Source organism: Siccirubricoccus soli (genome assembly GCF_024178315.1).
Taxonomy (GTDB): Bacteria; Pseudomonadota; Alphaproteobacteria; order Acetobacterales; family Acetobacteraceae; genus Siccirubricoccus; species Siccirubricoccus soli.
Map to the genome: position 1 here is coordinate 1 of NZ_JAMZIK010000218.1, position 14,804 is coordinate 14,804.

Annotated in this window: 16 protein-coding genes and 1 pseudogene; 10 read left to right on the plus strand and 7 right to left on the minus strand. The window is 74.0% G+C overall.

What is annotated here, in order from left to right:
* The 3 genes and pseudogenes from NJ376_RS26555 to NJ376_RS26565 all read right to left on the minus strand — a co-directional run.
* Positions 1-224, minus strand: a pseudogene (locus tag NJ376_RS26555) (IS481 family transposase); the annotation flags it as partial.
* 57 nt (positions 225-281) lie between these two features.
* Complete coding sequence (gene dapA / locus NJ376_RS26560; protein ID WP_252956380.1) at positions 282-1,220, minus strand: 4-hydroxy-tetrahydrodipicolinate synthase; 939 nt, start codon at positions 1,218-1,220, stop codon at positions 282-284.
* 3 nt (positions 1,221-1,223) lie between these two features.
* A complete protein-coding gene (locus tag NJ376_RS26565) occupies positions 1,224-1,673 on the minus strand; it encodes a hypothetical protein (protein ID WP_252956381.1) in 450 nt (149 codons plus the stop codon).
* A gap of 490 nt (positions 1,674-2,163) precedes the next feature.
* Here NJ376_RS26565 and NJ376_RS26570 point away from each other — a divergent pair, with 490 nt between their 5' ends.
* From NJ376_RS26570 to NJ376_RS26580, 3 genes are all read left to right on the plus strand, one after another.
* A complete protein-coding gene (locus tag NJ376_RS26570; protein ID WP_252956382.1) occupies positions 2,164-3,441 on the plus strand; it encodes an NAD(P)/FAD-dependent oxidoreductase in 1,278 nt (425 codons plus the stop codon).
* Between the two features lie 97 nt (positions 3,442-3,538).
* Positions 3,539-4,417, plus strand: a complete 879-nt coding sequence (locus NJ376_RS29440; RefSeq protein WP_252956383.1) for a cold-shock protein — start codon at positions 3,539-3,541, stop codon at positions 4,415-4,417.
* Positions 4,418-4,528: 111 nt separating this feature from the next.
* Positions 4,529-4,876 carry a hypothetical protein gene (locus NJ376_RS26580; protein ID WP_252956384.1) on the plus strand — a complete coding sequence of 116 codons (348 nt, stop codon included), beginning with the start codon at positions 4,529-4,531 and terminating at the stop codon, positions 4,874-4,876.
* Between the two features lie 39 nt (positions 4,877-4,915).
* Here the strand turns inward: NJ376_RS26580 and NJ376_RS26585 are convergent, their stop codons facing one another.
* Complete coding sequence (locus NJ376_RS26585) at positions 4,916-5,656, minus strand: aspartate/glutamate racemase family protein (protein ID WP_252956385.1); 741 nt, start codon at positions 5,654-5,656, stop codon at positions 4,916-4,918.
* A 54-nt stretch (positions 5,657-5,710) separates the two neighbouring features.
* On the opposite strand from NJ376_RS26585, the gene NJ376_RS26590 reads away from it, so the two are divergent.
* Entirely contained in the window at positions 5,711-6,694 is a 984-nt protein-coding gene (locus NJ376_RS26590; protein WP_252956386.1) for a Bug family tripartite tricarboxylate transporter substrate binding protein, read from the plus strand.
* A 195-nt stretch (positions 6,695-6,889) separates the two neighbouring features.
* On the opposite strand, the gene NJ376_RS26595 is transcribed toward NJ376_RS26590, so the two are convergent.
* The 3 genes from NJ376_RS26595 to NJ376_RS26605 all read right to left on the minus strand — a co-directional run bounded on the left by NJ376_RS26595 (position 6,890) and on the right by NJ376_RS26605 (position 8,492).
* Positions 6,890-7,261, minus strand: a complete 372-nt coding sequence (locus NJ376_RS26595; RefSeq protein ID WP_252956387.1) for a DUF2852 domain-containing protein — start codon at positions 7,259-7,261, stop codon at positions 6,890-6,892.
* 57 nt (positions 7,262-7,318) lie between these two features.
* Positions 7,319-7,921, minus strand: a complete 603-nt coding sequence (locus tag NJ376_RS26600; RefSeq protein WP_252956388.1) for a TetR/AcrR family transcriptional regulator — start codon at positions 7,919-7,921, stop codon at positions 7,319-7,321.
* A gap of 127 nt (positions 7,922-8,048) precedes the next feature.
* Positions 8,049-8,492 carry a nucleoside deaminase gene (locus NJ376_RS26605; RefSeq protein WP_252956389.1) on the minus strand — a complete coding sequence of 148 codons (444 nt, stop codon included), beginning with the start codon at positions 8,490-8,492 and terminating at the stop codon, positions 8,049-8,051.
* A 46-nt stretch (positions 8,493-8,538) separates the two neighbouring features.
* Between NJ376_RS26605 and NJ376_RS26610 the strand changes: the two genes are divergently transcribed.
* From NJ376_RS26610 to NJ376_RS26640, 6 genes are all read left to right on the plus strand, one after another.
* Positions 8,539-9,255 (plus strand): gamma-glutamyl-gamma-aminobutyrate hydrolase family protein, encoded by a 717-nt coding sequence (locus tag NJ376_RS26610; protein WP_252956390.1) that lies wholly within the window; start codon positions 8,539-8,541, stop codon positions 9,253-9,255.
* On the plus strand, positions 9,248-10,102 hold the full coding sequence (locus NJ376_RS26615; RefSeq protein ID WP_252956391.1) for a pseudouridine synthase: 855 nt from the start codon (positions 9,248-9,250) through the stop codon (positions 10,100-10,102). The genes NJ376_RS26610 and NJ376_RS26615 overlap by 8 nt, the downstream gene beginning before the upstream one ends.
* Positions 10,103-10,114: 12 nt before the next feature.
* Positions 10,115-10,714: an RsmD family RNA methyltransferase gene (locus tag NJ376_RS26620; RefSeq protein WP_252956392.1), complete on the plus strand. Its 600-nt coding sequence runs from the start codon at positions 10,115-10,117 to the stop codon at positions 10,712-10,714.
* Entirely contained in the window at positions 10,711-11,808 is a 1,098-nt protein-coding gene (locus tag NJ376_RS26625) for a glycosyltransferase family 4 protein (RefSeq protein ID WP_252956393.1), read from the plus strand. The genes NJ376_RS26620 and NJ376_RS26625 overlap by 4 nt, the downstream gene beginning before the upstream one ends.
* Before the next feature lie 61 nt (positions 11,809-11,869).
* Positions 11,870-14,413, plus strand: coding sequence for a glycosyltransferase (locus tag NJ376_RS29065; protein WP_305880025.1), 2,544 nt, complete (start codon positions 11,870-11,872; stop codon positions 14,411-14,413).
* On the plus strand, positions 14,410-14,804 hold a 395-nt coding region (locus tag NJ376_RS26640; RefSeq protein ID WP_252956394.1), incomplete at its 3' end, for a hypothetical protein. The genes NJ376_RS29065 and NJ376_RS26640, both read left to right, overlap by 4 nt.

Sequence of the window (14,804 nt, forward strand, 5' to 3'; positions counted from 1 at the left end):
GCAGGCCACGACGACGGCCTCATCCTCGACCGACAGGACGGTCGATCTGGGCTCCTGAGGGCCGGTGCGCCGGTCGGAGACGGAGGTGCGCTTCCTCCACTTGGCCACGGTCTTGGGGTGATCCCGTAGCGGCTGGCGAGCCCTCTCAGGCTCTCTTGACTATGCTGGATCGCTCGACGGACCGCCGCTGTCGTTGTGGCGCTCCCATGATGAACCCGGCCCATAGCGCGTCCTTCCACGCCCGCTGGAAGACCCCACCATCAAACCCCGGGATCAAACAGCTAGGCCACCCTGAGCAGCGCCGCCGCCTCGTTCTCCTCCGCCGTCAGGCCGGGCAGCAGGCGGGAGAGCGCCTGCAGCGTCTCCTTCGTCGCCCGGGTCAGCGGCAGGCGCGGCGTCGGGTCCGCCAGCCCCAGCAACCCGAGCGCCGCCTTCAGCGGAATCGGGTTGGTCTCGGCGAACAGCGCCTCATGCAGCGGCGCCAGCCGGTCCCGCAGCCGCGTCGCATGGGCCAGGTCGCCCACATCCCAGGCCGCATGCTGCGCCGTGCACAGCCCCGGCACGAGGGCGGCGGTGACGGAAATGCAGCCCACCCCGCCCATGGCGCGATGCGCGAGCTGCGTCGGGTCATCGCCCGAGAGCTGGGGGAAATCCGCGCCGCAGAGTCGCCGCAGCCGGGCCGGGCGCGCCAGGTCGCCGGTGGCATCCTTCAGCGCCTGCACCATCCCCTCGGCACAGAGCCGTGCGATGGTCTCATCCGCGAAGCCCACGCCCGCGCGGCTTGGCACGTCATACAGCACCACCGGCAGGCCGGTGGCCGCTGCGACGGCCCGCACATGGCAGCGCAGCCCTTCCTGCGTCGGCTTCACATAGGGCGGGGCGGAAACCAGCAGCCCGGAAGCGCCGCAGCGCTCCGCCGCCACGGCCAGTGCCACCGCGGCCTCGGTATTCGGCGCGCCGATGCCGGCGATCACCGGCGCCCGCCCGCGGGCGACCGCCGCCACGATGCGGATCGCCTCGGCATGTTCCTCCCGGTGCAGGGCCGGCGCCTCGCCGGTGCTGCCGCAGACCACCAGCCCGGCGGCGCCATGGGCCAGGGCGCGCGCGGCCAGGCGTTCGAGCGCCGGGCCGTCCAGCGCGGCCGGATCGCCCCGCAGGAAGGGAGTCGGCAGGGCGGGCAGGGAGCCGCTGAGCTTGGCCAGGAAGGCAGGGCACGGCATGGCTCAGCGCCCCCTGACCGCCACGGCGCGGCGCTCGCACAGCAGCAGCGCGCCGCCTTCCGCCTGCGCTCGCAGCCGGGCCCGGGCGAAGCCATAGGCCTTGAGCCGCCCGGCGAGGCCGCGCGCCAGCCCCGCCGCGCTGAAGCCGAGGGCCAGCCGCCCGCCCGCGGGCAGGGCGCGCCGGGCGCATTCGGCGATGGCGTCGGCGGCTTCGGCTGAGGCGATGCGCGGGGCGACCACCAGATCCGCCGCTTCCGGGTGGCGCTGGGGTGTGGCGAGGCCGAGCACGGAACGGCAGCCGCGGCGCAGCGCGGCGCACATGGCGTCGACTCCCCGGCCGCCGATGACCAGCACCCGGTCCTTCGGGCCGGCCCCGGCGGCGGTGAGCAATTCCTCCTCCTGCGGCTCGGCCGGGACCGAGCGCTGCGGCGAAGGGGCAGGCAGAGGCTTCATGGATATGGCTGACATGAGGGATCCTCCGGCACGGAAGCCTGTGCCCTTCGCCCGTAAAGCCGCCATGCGAGTTGCCGTGTCGGGCCGTAAAGCCGGCGTAAAGGCGGCGGCTCGGCGCCGCCTGCAGCGAGGCGAGAGCGGCGCCCTGGCCCGCGGCCGAAGGCGCCGTCGCGCCCGCGATACCGTCGAAGACGGCCATGCGTGAGCGCCCGCTGCTGCGGCTGCGTCGAAGATGCCACCGCGCTTCCTGCGGCGCTGGCGCATGCTGGCGGGCAACCGGGCCAGGGCGGGCCTGAGCGGCGGCGAGGCCGAGCGCATCTGCCGCCGTGCCGCGACGGAGCACGGCCTGGGCAGTGTCCGGGGAGGCACCGCCACCTTGGCCGGTCCCGCCGCCGGCGATCCCGCTCTATGCTGCGCCGATGCAGACCCCGATGCCTCGAGTCGCCGCCGCGCCGCCCGTCCCGCTTCCCCCGGCCGGCCGGGCCGCCTGATGTCCACCGCGCCTTCCGCCACACCGCACACCGTCATCATCGGCGCCGGCATCGTCGGCGCCTGCACCGCGCTGGAGCTGCTGAAGGCCGGCCACCGGGTCACCCTCCTGGAGCCCGGCCTGCCGGGCGGGGAACAGGCGGCGAGCTACGGCAATGGCTGCTGGCTCAGCCCCGCCTCCGTCATCCCGCCGGCCCTGCCGGGGCTGTGGAGGAAGGTGCCGGGCTTCCTCTCCGACCCGCTCGGGCCGCTCGCCATCCGCTGGAGCTATTTCCCGAAGGTCCTGCCCTGGCTGCTCCGCTACCTTGCCTCCGGCTGGACGGAGGCGCGGGTGCAGCGCACCGCCGTCGCGCTGCGCGCCCTGGTGCAGGGCGCCCCGGCGCTGCATGCGGCGCTGGCCGAGGCGGCCGGTGTCGGCCACCTCATCCAGCGCCACGGGCTGCTGTACATCTACCCGGACCGCCGGGATTTCGAGGCGGAGGCGCTGGCCTGGCGCATCCGCCGCGCCGTCGGCGTGCAATGGGTGGAGCTCTCCGCCGAGGAGCTGCGCCAGCGCGAGCCGGAGCTGGACCCCCGCTACACCTTCGCCCTGCTGGTGGAGGAGGGCGGGCATTGCCTCGACCCCGGCGCCTATGTCGCGGCGCTGGTGGCGCTGGCGGAATCGGAGGGGGCGGAGCGCGTCACCGACCGCGCCACCGGCTTCCGCATCGAGGGCGGGCGGCTCCGTGCCGTCCTGACGCCGAACGGCGAGTTGGCCTGCGACCGTGCCGTCATCGCCGCCGGCGCCTATTCGAAGCAGCTTGCCGCCGCCGCCGGGGACCGGGTGCCGCTGGAGACGGAGCGCGGCTACCACGCCATGATCCAGGGGGCGGAGATCGGCCCGCGCACGCCGATGATGCCCTCCGACGGCAAGATGAGCATCACCATGACTGCCGGCGGCCTGCGCTGTGCCGGGCAGGTGGAAATTGCCGGGCTGGAGGCGGCGCCGAATTGGCGGCGGGCGGAGATCCTGCGGGACCATCTGCTGCGCAGCTTCCCTGGCCTGCCGCGAGATCTGCCGGCGGAGCGGATGCGGTTCTGGATGGGCCACCGGCCGAGCATGCCGGATGGCCTGCCCTGCCTCGGCCCGTCCCGCGCCACGCCGGACATCGTCCATGCCTTCGGCCACGGCCATGTCGGGCTGGCCGCCGCTCCGCGCTCCGCGCAACTGGTAATGCAAATCCTGACTGGACAACCAGTGGCGGTTGATACGAAACCTTACGATGCGGCCCGATTCTAACGATTTAATTCTCGCTTTGCGGACGCCGGGGTGTCACAATCCGCGGCTAGTGGCCCGCCTCTCGCGCAGCCACGGACACTGATACGGACAATAAAAAGTGCCTTCCGACATCGATCCGCAGGGCGGAGACGGGCCCATCGAGGCCCAGGTCAAGTGGTACAACGCCCGCAAGGGCTTCGGCTTCGTGCTGGGCCCGGACGGACAGGATGTGTTCTTCCACGCCTCGGCCCTGACCGAGGCGGGAATCGAACCGCCTGAGACCGGGGATACCCTGGTCTGCGAGATCGGCTCCGACCGCCAGGGGCGCCGCCTCGTCACCCGCATCATCGAACGCAAGCCGGGCGATGGCAGCGCTGCCGGCGCCCGCCCGCCGCGGCGCGATTTCGGCGGTGGCGGCTTCGGGGACCGCCCGCCGCGGCGCGACTTCGGCGGTGGCGGCTTCGGGGACCGTCCGCCGCGGCGCGACTTCGGTGGTGGCGGCTTCGGGGACCGTCCGCCGCGGCGCGACTTCGGTGGTGGCGGCTTCGGGGACCGTCCGCCGCGGCGCGATTTCGGCGGTGGCGGCTTCGGGGCCCGCCCGCCGCGGCGCGATTTCGGCGGTGGCGGCTTCGGGGCCCGCCCGCCGCGGCGCGATTTCGGCGGTGGCGGCTTCGGGGCCCGCCCGCCGCGGCGCGATTTCGGTGCCGGCGGCGGCTTCGGCGGCCCGCGCCAGGGCGGCTTCGGGGATCGTCCCCCCCGGCGCGATTTCGGGGACCGCGATGCGGGCGGCCCGACCTATGCGCTGAACGGGACGGTGAAGTGGTTCGACCAGGTGCGCGGCTTCGGCTTCGTCACCCCGGATGATGGCGGCCAGGATGTCTTCCTGCATTCCTCCGTCCTGCAGCGCGCAGGCCGGCAGGATGTGCAGCAGGGCGAGAAGGTCGCGCTCGATGTGCGGGACGGCCAGCGCGGCCGCCAGGCCGTCAACCTGAAATAGCCCCGGGGATTATCCGGGCCTGATCCGGCCGCCTTCCGCTAGGGAGGCGGCCTTTTTCATGGGCGGCGCCCGCATTCGGCATTCCTTCACCCTGGCGGCGCAGGGTGTGGCATGGCCGCCCTGCTGGTCCTGCTGCTGCTGCTCGCCGCCCCGGCCAGGGCGCAGGAGGAGCCGCCCGCCTGCACGCCGGAGCGGGAGGGGATGACGGCCTGCTTCGCGGAGAAGCTCTGCCTCTGCCGCTTCCAGCCCGGCGGGCAACTCAGCGGCCGGCCTTCCGGCCATCGCTGGGATTGCGGCGTGCTGCGCCCGCATTGCGGCGTGGCCCCGGCCGGCCCGCCGCCTTCCCCGGTGGTGCCGGGCTATGGCGGCTATCCCACGCCCTATGGCGGCGAGCGGGAGGGCGGGTATCCCGGCGCCTATCCACGGCCTGCGCCGGGTCGCATTTCCACGCCGAAATAGTCATGCGCGGCCTGCCGGACGTACCACCGCGGCAAGGCTTCAGCCGAAGCGCCGCGGCCTGAGCCCCGCCTGGAACCAGCAGATCATCGAGTAGATGTCATACACCGGCAGGCCCAGCGCATCCTGCAGCGCGGCCGCATAGGGCGGCATGTTGGTACATTCCAGCACGATGGCGCCGACCTCCGGATGCGCCGCCACCAGCGCCCGCCCGGCCTCCAGGATGTCCTGTTCCGCCAGCGCCACGTCCAGGTCCTGCTTCTCTGCCTTGATCAGCACGCGGAAGAATTCCCGCCCGTCCTCCGTGCCGGCGATCGGCGTATCCAGCGGCACCCCCGCCGCCTCCAGGTGCCGCGGCGTCAACCCGGCCTTGTTCACCGTCACCACGCCGACGCGCCTGCCGGGCGGCAGCGTCGCCTGCACCCAGGGCACCTGCATGAGGGAGGAGGTGGCGACCGGCACCTGCACCGCCTCCGCCAGCTCCCGCTGGAACAGGCTGAGGAAGCCGCAATTGGTGGTGATCGCCTCGGCGCCGAGATCGACCAGGTCGCGCGCCGCCTCGATGAAGGGCGCCAGCAGCCCGGGTGCGCCCTGCACCACCACCCGCTCCGGCGTCGCCCCGCGCACCACCCGGAACAGCACCGGGAAGGGCCAGGTGGTGCCGTTGCCCATGTCGCCCGGAATGCGCGGGAAGCGCGCCTCCAGCATCAGGATGCCGAGCGGCGCGCCATAGATGGACTTGCCGCCGCGGGCGAGGCGGGGCGGGAATGAATCGCTTTCCATGCCCGCAGCTTAAGGCCCAGACTTCGCCACACAATCCGAAAGGGACATGCCGGAATGCCCCAACGACTTGCCGCCCTGCTGCTTGCCCTGCTCCTGGCCGCGCCCGTCGCGGCGCAGGAGGCGCCCTGGCCGAACCGCCCCATCACCATCCTCGGCGGCTTCCCCAACGGGTCCGGCGTCGACATCTACGCCCGCAAGCTGGCGGAGCCGCTGACCCGCGCCCTCGGCCAGCCGGTGGTGGTGGACAACCGCACCGGCGCCGGCGGCAACATCGCCTCGGACCACGTCGCCAAGGCGCGGCCGGATGGCTACCTCTTCCTGCTCGGCACGGCGGGGACGCATGCCATCAACGCCGCGCTCTACCGCAACCTGCCCTTCGACCCGATGCGCGACGTGACGCATGTGGCGCTGCTGGGGGATGTGCCGAACGTGCTGCTGGTGAACCCGGAGAAGCGGCCGCAATACCGGAACTGCCAGGACGTCGTCACGGCGGCGCGGGCGCGGCCGGGGCAGCTCAACTACGCCTCCACCGGCAATGGCGCCTCCACCCACCTGGCCGGGGCGCAATTCGCCGCGGCGCTCGGGATCGAGCTGACGCATGTGCCCTATCGCGGCCAGCCGGGCGCGATGCAGGCGCTGCTCTCCGGGGATGTGGACCTGTTCTTCAACCAGAGCGGGCCATCCATCGGGCCGGTGCGGCAGGGCCAGTTGCTGGCGCTCGGCGTCAGCATGGCGCAGCCGGTGCCGGCGCTGCCGGGCGTGCCGACCCTCGCCGCGGCCTGCAACCTGCCGGGCTTCGAGAGCAGCACCTGGTACGGCCTCCTCGCCCCGCCCGGCCTGCCGGCGCCGATCCTGACGCGGATGCATGCGGAGGTGGCGAAGATCCTGGCGCAGCCGGAATTCCGGGCCTGGCTGGTGGAGAACCAGGGCATCTCGCCGCCGGCCGATACCTCGCCGGAGGCGTTCCGGCGGGTGCATGCGGCGGATATTGCGCGCTGGGGGGAGATCGTCAGGAAGTCCGGGGCGAGTGTGGATTGAGAGGGGGCGCTGCCCCTCTCAAACTCCCCCCTGCCAAAGGCCGAAAGGCCTTTGGACACCATGAGTCAGGGCTTCGCCGGTTCCGGCTGCGGCTAGAGCGTTTTCGGTTTACAGGCGTTCACCGAAAACGCTCTAAGCCTTTGTGTGTAGAGCAGATTCGCGCCTTCGGGCGATGCCGCCCTACGGCGATCTGCTCTAGCCGCGGCGGCTGGCCATGAAGCGGTCGAACTCCTCGCGGTCGCGGGCACGCTTCAGCTGCTCCAGGAACTCGGCGAATTCCTGCTGCTGGGCGTCGAGCGCCCGGCGCTCCTCCTCCAGCCGGCGCAGCATCTCGGCACGGTGCTCGTCGAAGGCGGTGTTGCCGGAGGAACTGCGCGGCCAAGCGGGAATGCGCTCCCGCTGCGCCGCCTGCCAGCCGTAGAAGGCGGCGCCTTTCCACAGCAGCAGCAGGGCGAGGCCGATCGGCCACCAGGCGATGAAGCCCAGCACCACGGCGGCAATCGGGAAGACCGGCGGCAGCGCCGGGAGGGGCGGGAAGGCGGGGCGGGCGAGGCTGCAGAAGGACATGGGGGTCTCCTTCATGAATGTAACTAACATTCGCATTGGTAAAGCGCGCCACCAATGTCAAGGGGATTCACTTCCTGCCAGCAGGGCCGCCACCCCCGTCTCCAGCACCGTCTCGGCGCTCGGGGCACCGAGGGCGGGCGCCGGCAGGCCGGCCCGCTCCAGCATCGCCACGCCATGGCTGAGCGCCCAGACCTGCAGCGCCACCAGCCGCGGATCCCGCCCGTCCTTGGGCAGCAGGGCGCCGATTGCCCCGGCCAGGGTGGCGAAGGGCGCCTCCCCGGCGGCGCCGGGGGCCTCGCCGGGCGCCTGGAAGGCGAACATGGCGGCGTAGTAGCCTGGCTCCTCCCGCGCAAAGCGCAGATAGGCGGGGCCCATGCGCATCAGCGCTTCCTCCGGCGTCGCCCCGGATTGCGCCGCCGCCTGCAGCCGCTCCCCGAAGAGGACGAAGCCGCGGCGGCAAAGCTCGGCCAGCACCTCGTCGCGGTCCTTGAAATGGCGATAGGGGGCGGAGGGGGAGACGCCGGCGCGCCGGGCCGCTTCCGCCAGGGTAAAGCCCAGCGGGCCGCGCTCCGCGACGAGCTGCCGCGCGGCATCCAGCAGCGCTTCCCGCAGGTTGCCGTGATGGTAGCCGCGGCGCGCGGCAAGGGGTGGGTCGGCCATGCGGAGAGATGGCGCCGAGCGGGCCGGGGTGTCGAGAGGGGCGCTGCCCTTCTCGAACTGACCCCGCCAAGGGCCGAAGGGCCCTTGGAACCCTTGTTTTCGCTGAAGCGGCGAGGCGGAGGTTCCCTCACCGTCGCGCCAGGAAGAATGCCCGCAGCAGCTCCGCCGCCTCGCTCTCCCGGACACCCCCCACCACCTCCGGCGCATGGTGGCAGCTCGGCGCCGCGAAGATCCGCGCTCCATGCTCCACCCCGCCGCCCTTCGGGTCATAGGCGCCGAACACCACCCGCTTCACCCGGTAGAGGCTGGCCGCCGCGGCGCAGAGGGGGCAGGGCTCCAGGCTGACGGTCAGCACGCAATCGGCCAGGTATTTCCCCCCCCGGGCCGCCGCGGCCGCGCCCAGCGCCAGCATTTCCGCATGTGCCGTGGGGTCCCGTCGCGCCTCCACCTCATTTCCCGCCCGCGCCAGCACGACCCCGGCGGCATCCGTCACCACGGCGCCGACCGGCACTTCGCCGCGCGCGGCGGCGGCGCGGGCTTCCTCCAGCGCGATCTCCATGGGGCTTTGCATGAAGCGGAGCTTGCCCCGCCATGGCCGGAAGTTCTAGCAAGCCTCCATGCGCACCCGTCCCGTCATCGGCGTCACCCTGGATGCGGAGGAGCCGGGAGGCTACTCCAAGCTTCCCTGGTATGCGCTGCGAAAGAACTACTTCTCGGCCCTTGCGGAGATGGGCGCCCTGCCCATCGCCCTGCCGCACCACCCGGAACTCGCGGAGAGCTATCTTGAGGAGATCGATGGGCTGCTGATCACCGGCGGCGCCTTCGATGTCGATCCCGCCCTCTATGGCGGCGGCCCCACTCACCCGACCGTCACGCTGAAATCCGGCCGCACGGATTTCGAATTGGCGGTGACGCGCGGTGCCCTGGCCCGGAACAAGCCGGTGCTCGGCATCTGCGGCGGGGAGCAGCTCCTGGCCGTGGCGCTGGGCGGCACCCTCATCCAGCACATCCCGGACAGCATCGCCGGCGCGCTGGAGCATGAGCAGCCCAACCCCCGCAATGAGCCGGGGCATGAGATCAGCATCGCCCCCGGCACGCTGCTGGCGCGCATCACCGGCCGCAGCCGCATGGCGGTGAACAGCGCGCACCACCAGGCCGTCGCCGCGGCCGGGGAGGGGGCGGTGGTGAACGCCCTGGCGCCCGACGGGGTGGTGGAGGGGTTGGAGCATCCCGGCTACCGCTTCGCCCTCGGCGTGCAATGGCACCCGGAATATGCCGTGGACCCCGCCGACCCGCTGATCTTCAAGGCCTTCGTCGAGGCCACGCGTGGCTGAGGACGATGCAGGCGGCGAGCGTGGGGAACGTATCGCCAAATGGCTCGCCCGCGCCGGCATCGCCAGCCGGCGGGATGCGGAGAAGCTGATCGCCGAGGGCAAGGTGAAGCTGGACAACCAGCCCGTCACCTCCCCCGCCACCTTCATCCATCCGGGCGACCTGGTGACGGTGAACGGCAAGCTGGTGGCGGAGCCACAGCGCACCCGCCTCTTCCGCTACCACAAGCCCGCCGGCCTGGTGACGACGCATCGGGACGAGAAGGGGCGCGAGACGGTCTTCGACAAGCTGCCGCCCCAGCTCGGCCGCGTCATCTCCATCGGCCGGCTCGACCTCAACTCCGAAGGGTTGCTGCTGCTGACCAATGACGGGGAGCTGGCGCGGCGGCTGGAACTGCCGAGCAATGCCTGGCTGCGCCGCTACCGCGTCCGGGTGCATGGGGAGGTGGATGAGAAGGCGCTGGCCGCCCTCGGCCAGGGCATCCAGATCGGCCGCACCCGCTACGCCCCGATCGAGGCGGGGCTCGACAGCCGCAAGGGCAGCAATGCCTGGCTCACCGTCTCCCTGCAGGAGGGGAAGAACCGCGAGATCCGCCGGGTGATGGAGCATCTCGGCCTCGCCGTCACCCGCCTCATCCGCATCGCCTATGGCCCCTTCCAGCTCGGCGCCCTGCCGCGCGGGGCGGTGGAGGAGGTGAATCCGAAGGTGCTGCGCGACCAGCTCGGCCTGGCCGCGCCCGCGCGCGCCCGGCCGTCGCGCGCCGGCCGCTTCGTCGCCGAGGCGGAGACGATCCAGCCGCTCGGCAAGATGACGCTCACCGGCGGCGATGCGGGCCCCGAGGACGAATAGGGGCGCGCCGCCATGCGGATCATCGCCGGGCGGCATCGCGGCCGCCGGCTCCAGGCCCCGCCGGGGGCGGTGACGCGGCCAACCGCCGACCGGGTGCGCCAGGCGCTGTTCGACATGCTCTGGCACGCTCCCTGGGCCGGGCGTGCCGCCATCGAGGACCAGGTGGTGCTGGACGCCTTCGCCGGCACCGGCGCGCTGGGGCTGGAGGCGCTCTCCCGCGGCGCCGCCGCCGCCGCCTTCATCGAGCAGGATCGGGCGGCGCTCGCCGCGCTCCGCGCCAACATCGTCGCCTGCCGGGAGGAGGCCCGCACCCAGGTGGTGCCGGCCGACGTCCTGCGTCCGCCCCGCGCCGCGCGCCTCGCCGGCCTGATCTTCCTGGATCCCCCTTACGATCCTGCCCGCCCCCGCGCTGCGACAGAGGGGGCTGGTGCCGGGGGAGCGCCGATCATCGACCGCGCCCTCGCCGCCCTGACGGCCGCCGGCTGGATCGCCTCCGGCGCCCTGGTCTCGGCCGAATACGGCGCGCTGCCCGCCGCCCCGCCCCCGGGCTTCGCGGTGCTGGCCGAGCGCGCCCATGGCGCGGCGCATCTGCTGCTGCTGCGGGCGCCGTGACGCGCCGGCTGCGCCGCCTGCTCATCGCCCTCCCCTCCGCGGGGCTGGGCGGGGCGGAGCTGCAGACCGCCATGCTGGCCGAGGACCTGGTCGAATCCGGCGTGGAGCTGGTGCTGGCCATCGAGCCGGAGCTGCTGCCGCGCTTCGCCCGCATGGCCGGCCCGCGCCTCGCCCCGCTGCTGCACCCGGCGGAGATCGCCTGGCGGGAGGCGCGCGGCGCCGGGGAGAACATCGCCCGCCAGGCACGGCAGGCGGCGCGGCTGCGGGACCTGCTTCGCCCCGACGCCGTGCTGGTGCCGCTGCCCTGGCCGAGCCATGGCATTGGCCTGCTGCACGGCTTCGCCGGCACGCCCCTGCTGGCCGTCGGCCATCTGGCGCCGGCGGCGCTGCCGCCGGAGGAAGCGGCAGCGGCCCGCGCCGCGCCGCCCGCCCATTTCATCGCGGTCGCCACCCCCACCGCCGCCCGCCTCGCCGCGGCGTTCGGCCTGCCTCCCGGGGCGGTGGCCGTCATCCCCAACGGCGTCCCGGTGCCGGAAGAGGATCGCATCGCCCGCCGTGCCGCCCGCGCCGCCAAGCGCGCCATGCTGGCCTTGCCGGAGGCGGCCGGGCTGCTGGTCTTCGCCGGGCGGCTGGAGCCGGCCAAGGGGGCGGACATGCTGCCCGCCATCGCCGCCGCGCTGCGCGGCCGGGCCGGCATCGCCGTGCTGGGGCAGGGCGGGCTGTGGCCTGATCTGGAGGGTCACGGCCTCTGGCTCCTCGGCCAGGTGCCGGACGTGCCCGACTGGCTGCTGGCCGCCGATGCCCTGCTGCTGCCCTCCCGGCTCGAGGGCTGCCCGCTGATCTTCCTGGAAGCCGCGGCGCGGCGCTGCCCGGTCGTCGCCACCGCCGCCGCGCTGGAAGCCTTCCCGGATGCCGGCAGCCTCGCCGCCATCGCCCGCAACCCCGGCGCCGCGCGCCTGGCGGAGCTGGCGGTGGAGGTGCTGGCGCGGCCCGACCCGGCGCGCATCGCCGCCGCGCATCGCCGCGCCTGCGCGCAGGACCGGGCCGCCATGCTCGGCCAGTATCGCGCCCGGCTCCGCGCGCTCATGGGTTGATCGGGGCGCGATGCCGATGCATTGCAGGGCGGGGGCGCCGTCGCGGCCGGGGGAGGGCAGGATGCAGGCTGAGATCGCCGTCATCATCCCGGCCTATCGGCAGCCGGCCCTGCTGGTGGAGGCGATGCTCTCCGCCCTGGGGCAGGAGGCGGCGCCGGAGACCGCCCTGGTGGTGGTGGATGATGGCTGCCCCTTCGCGGCGACGCGCCGCACGGTGGCGGAGCTGGCCGCGCTGCATCCGGGCCGCATTCACCTGCTGCGGCAGCGGAACCAAGGCCTCTCCGCCGCCCGCAACGCCGGCATCGAATTCGCGCTGGCCGCCTTTCCCGCCTGCCGCGCCCTCTACTTCCTCGATGCCGATAACCGGCTGCTGCCGCGCTTCCTCGGCCGCGCCGCGGCGGCGCTGGCGGCGGCGGCGCCTGAGGTGGGCTGGGTCTATCCCGACATCGACGAATTCGGCGGGCGGGAGAATTGGGGGACGGGGGGCGAATTCTCCCTGCTGCAGCTCCTCCTGACCAATTACTGCGAGGCCGGCAGCCTGGTGCGGCGGGAGGTCTTCGCCACCGGGCTGCGCTTCGACACCGCGCTGCGCCAGGGCTTCGAGGATTGGGATTTCTGGCTCTCCGCCGCGGCGCGGGGCTGGCGTGGCCAGCACCTGCCGGCCGCCGGCTTCCTCTACCGCCGCCGGCCGGAAAGCATGCTCGCAGCCTCGGAGCGCATCCGGCCGCTGCTGCTCGGTGAGCTCTACCGCAAGCAGGCCGCGCTGCTGGCGCCGCGGCATCTGGCGGCGCTGGAGGCGGCGGAAGCGCCACGCCATGCCATCCACCTGCTGGATACCGGGCTGGTGCGCTGGACCCTGGACCCGGCGGAGACGGGCGAGGAGCTGGCCCCGCCGGTGGCGCGGCGCCGCTTGGCCGCGGCGCTGGACGCTCCCGGCGCGCGCTTCGCCCCGCCCGTCGCCGCCTTTCTCGAAAGCACGACCCTGGCGCTGCTGGCGCGCTTCGGCGTGCTGCACATGGCCTTCTGGTGGGCGGCGCGGCTGCTGGAGACAGCGGAGCGCGTCGTGCTGGAGCTGGTGCCGGCCGAGCGGCCGGAGATCCGGCTGGAGCGGGAGGGGCCGGCCCGGCTGGCGCCGGAGCGTGCCGCCGCGGTTTTCCTCCGCCCCGCGGGCCTGACGCGGCCGGGGGCGGAGGAGATGGGGGCGGAGGTGGAGGCCGCCCTGCTGCGCCTGCACCTGCCGCTGGAGGCGCCGCTGCCGCCCAGCCGCGCCTCTTGGCTTGGCCTGACGCTGGAGGCGACGGCGCTGGCGGCGCTGCGCCGCGCCCGGCGGCCGGGCGGCGCGGAGTGGAAGCGGGAATACCGGCCGGCACGCAGCGGCATGGCCGCAGGGGCCGCCGCCCTGGCCGGGCTCGGCCCCCTGCTGCCGCTCAGGCCGGGGGGCGGGCGGCGCATCGGCTTCCTGCTGCCGCTCTTCTCTTTCGCCGGGCTGGAGAAGGTGGTGCTGAGCCAGGCCCAGGTGCTGCGCGCGCATGGCTGGCGCTGCTTCCTCTTCGTCCTCGGCGCCGGGCGGGCCGAGCGCGGGCCGGATTTCGCCGCGGCCTTCGAGGGCGTGGTGCTGCTGGAAGGGCTGGGCGAGCAGGCGGTGGAATGGCGGGGCGGCTATTTCGGCGCCGGCGTCTCCCGCTTCGACCGGGAGGCGGAGTCGCCCGCGGTGCTCGGCCTGCTGGCCGGGATGGATGTGGTCGTCAACGTCCATTCCCTGGCGGGGCAGGGGTTGATGGCCTCGCTCCGCCGGCTCGGCACCCGCACCTATGGCGGGCTGCACCTCATCGAGCATGGCCCCTGGGGCGAGCCGCAGGGCACGCCGCACATCCAGCTTGCCTATGAGCATGCCTATGACGGCGTGCTCGTCATCTCCCGGAAGCTGCGGGATTGGTGCCAAGCGGCGGGCATTCCGGGGGAGAAGCTGCACCTCATCCCGAACGCGCCGGGCCACCGCACGCCGCCCGCCCGCGTCGCGGCGGCGCTGCGGGCCCGCCGGCTGCGCCCCGCGGGACCGTTGCGCGTGCTCTATCTCGGCCGGCTGGACGCGCAGAAGGGGATCGACCGGCTGGCGGCGATGATCGGCCGCATGGCGGGGGAGGATATCGCCTGGCGGGTGGCGGGCCGCGCCGTGCTGGGCGAGGCGGAGGTCGCGCTGCCGGTGCCGGTGGAGCCGCCGGCGCTCTCGCCTGAGGCGCTGGACGCCCTCTACGCCGATGCGGATGTGCTGGTCTTGCCCTCCCGCTTCGAGGGCGTGCCGCTGGTGGTGCTGGAGGCGCAGCGCCTGGGCTGCGTGCCGGTCGCCACCGATGTCGGCGCGGTATCGGAGGCGATCGCCGACGGGGTGGATGGGGTGCTGATCCGGACTGATGTGCCGGAGGAGGCGGTGGTGGACGGCTTCGTCGCGGCGCTGCGCGGGCTGGCGGCGGACCGCGCCCGGCTGCGGGCGATGGCGGAGGCGGGGGCGGCGCGCATCGCCGCCATGGGGTGGGAGGAGGCGATGGCGGAGTTCCTCGGGCATCTGGACGCGGTCTGCCCGCCCGCGGCCGGGGCCGGGCCATGACGCCCTGCATCGAGCCTGCCCTGCTGGCGGAATTCCACCGCCCCGCCCCGCTGCTGCTGGCGGCCGCCGGGCTGCCGGGGCTGGAGGCGCTGGCCCTGCCCGGGTTCGGCCTTTGGCTGGTCGATGCAGCGGGGCGGCTGCACCGGCCGGGCGGCGACCCGGCCCGGGCCACCCACCCCCTGGCGACGGTGCCCGGCGAGGTGCTGGCGATGATCGGCCCGCCCGAAGCGCTGGAGGGGCTGCGCGGCTGGTGGGAGAGGACGGCGCCCGAGCTGCCGCCGTTGCTGCCAGCCGAGCGGGCCGAGGCGGCGCTGCCGGCGCTGCTGCCCCTGCTGGCCGGCGCCCTCGCCCCGCGCAGCGCCGCGGCGGGGGAGCTGCAGCGCGCCCTGGT

Coding starts and splice junctions, on each gene's coding strand:
- NJ376_RS26600 (WP_252956388.1), bottom strand. CDS start 7,921: ATGGCCGACCCACCCCTTGCCGCGCGCCGCGGCTACCATCACGGCAAC.
- NJ376_RS26610 (WP_252956390.1), top strand. CDS start 8,539: ATGCGCACCCGTCCCGTCATCGGCGTCACCCTGGATGCGGAGGAGCCG.
- NJ376_RS26580 (WP_252956384.1), top strand. CDS start 4,529: ATGGCCGCCCTGCTGGTCCTGCTGCTGCTGCTCGCCGCCCCGGCCAGG.
- NJ376_RS26605 (WP_252956389.1), bottom strand. CDS start 8,492: ATGCAAAGCCCCATGGAGATCGCGCTGGAGGAAGCCCGCGCCGCCGCC.
- dapA (WP_252956380.1), bottom strand. CDS start 1,220: ATGCCGTGCCCTGCCTTCCTGGCCAAGCTCAGCGGCTCCCTGCCCGCC.
- NJ376_RS26570 (WP_252956382.1), top strand. CDS start 2,164: ATGTCCACCGCGCCTTCCGCCACACCGCACACCGTCATCATCGGCGCC.
- NJ376_RS26565 (WP_252956381.1), bottom strand. CDS start 1,673: ATGAAGCCTCTGCCTGCCCCTTCGCCGCAGCGCTCGGTCCCGGCCGAG.
- NJ376_RS26620 (WP_252956392.1), top strand. CDS start 10,115: ATGCGGATCATCGCCGGGCGGCATCGCGGCCGCCGGCTCCAGGCCCCG.
- NJ376_RS26595 (WP_252956387.1), bottom strand. CDS start 7,261: ATGTCCTTCTGCAGCCTCGCCCGCCCCGCCTTCCCGCCCCTCCCGGCG.
- NJ376_RS26590 (WP_252956386.1), top strand. CDS start 5,711: ATGCCCCAACGACTTGCCGCCCTGCTGCTTGCCCTGCTCCTGGCCGCG.
- NJ376_RS29065 (WP_305880025.1), top strand. CDS start 11,870: ATGCAGGCTGAGATCGCCGTCATCATCCCGGCCTATCGGCAGCCGGCC.
- NJ376_RS26585 (WP_252956385.1), bottom strand. CDS start 5,656: ATGGAAAGCGATTCATTCCCGCCCCGCCTCGCCCGCGGCGGCAAGTCC.